The sequence below is a fragment of the Liquorilactobacillus sicerae genome (assembly GCF_029916425.1).
In the GTDB taxonomy this organism is placed as follows: domain Bacteria; phylum Bacillota; class Bacilli; order Lactobacillales; family Lactobacillaceae; genus Liquorilactobacillus; species Liquorilactobacillus sicerae.
Window position 1 is genome coordinate 1 of the sequence record NZ_JAHAVQ010000038.1, and the last position, 1,106, is coordinate 1,106.

Here is a 1,106-nt window from a genome sequence, read left to right on the forward strand (position 1 = left end):
CTTGAATTGTCAAATTAAATGCAACACTTTACCAAAATAGACCTCATATGGTGTGCGCCAATCCAAACATTTTTTTGGACGGAAATTTAATTTGTTGACTATTCCCTGAATTTCATCGTTTGTCTTGTTATCTAGACTTTGTCCTTTAGGTGAGTATTCACGTAAAAGTCCATTGGTGTTTTCATTTGACCCACGTTGCCATGGTGCATGTGGATCAGGAAAATAAAATGGAATACCAAGCAAATCTGTTACCTGAACATGTTTCGAAAACTCTTTGCCGCGATCTGGTGTAATGGTTTTAAGCTTGCTTTTACCAATTTTTTCAAACATTGCCATCAACTCGGTTGTCACCGGTGCTGAACTTTTTTAGTTGCTTTACTAGCAATTAAAAATCGCGATTTGCGATCAACGAGAGTTACTAAACAAGATTGTCCTGTTTTTCCTGCCACAGTATCAGCTTCCCAATGACCAAGCTCAGTTCTTCTGTTGACAGCTTCAGGACGTTCATGAATAGTATTAGTGATTGGAATTTTACCACGTTTTTCGACATACTTCTTATTGTGACGAGGCTTACCTCGATGACGTAATTTGCGAATAGCGCCGCGGTTTCCTTGACTTAAGCCAGGTTTATCAAATAAACCTGCATAAATCCCACGATAAATGGTAATGAAACTTATGATTGTTTTGCCTGTTTCAAGCAATAAGCGTTGTGAAATCTCTTCTGGTGACCACTGACAATCTAAGAAAAGATGTTTGATTTTTTGAAACAAGGATGGATCTTCCATGAGTCTTGCTTTGCGACCACATTTGCTTTTAGAAAATTTATAATCATTTTGGGCTTTATCTGGTGAGTATCTTCCAGTATTTACACTCTTATGCCGTTTAATTTCACGAGAAATTGTAGAAGGAGCACGTTTTAATTTTCGGGCTATCTCACGAATAGTTTTACTTTGTGCAAGACCCTCCAATATCAATTCACGGTCATTTATAGTAAGATGTTGATAGTGGCTCATAATAGAAATCCTTCCTTTTTTAAGTTATAGACAAACTTATTATATTTGGATTTCCCTTGTGAGTCCTTTATTTTGTTTTAGCGTTGCACTTAA

The 1,106-nt window shown here is 36.7% G+C and carries 1 pseudogene; it reads right to left on the minus strand.

From position 1 onward, the window contains the following. Positions 1-9: 9 nt before the first annotated feature. Positions 10-1,013 (minus strand): annotated as a pseudogene (locus KH893_RS11015) (IS30 family transposase). Between the last annotated feature and the right edge of the window lie 93 nt (positions 1,014-1,106).